At 64.5% G+C, this 248-nt stretch carries 1 pseudogene; it reads left to right on the forward strand.

Going from position 1 to position 248, the window contains the following annotated elements:
- Positions 1 to 131 precede the first annotated feature (131 nt).
- Positions 132 to 248, forward strand: a pseudogene (locus MTQ10_RS31165) (IS5/IS1182 family transposase); the annotation flags it as partial.

Below are 248 nucleotides of genomic sequence, written 5' to 3' on the forward strand. Positions count from 1 at the left end.
TGCGGCCGTGATGGAGCAGGTGGGACCACCCGCTGGAACAGCTCCCACAACTCGTCCGGCACCATGCGCTCGACCATCACCACACGGTGCAGACTACCCAGCATTCCAAATGAGACGACCTCTAAAAAGGGGGCGAACACACAGGTCCGAGCCCCGTGGACCGGGGCAAGCCGGGTTCCAAGATGCACGTCCTGTCGGACGCGAACGGACTGCCCCTCCTCGTCGGCGTCTCGGCCGCCAACACCCAT

The sequence above is a fragment of the Streptomyces sp. XM83C genome (assembly GCF_023072675.1).
GTDB lineage: Bacteria > Actinomycetota > Actinomycetes > Streptomycetales > Streptomycetaceae > Streptomyces > Streptomyces thermocoprophilus.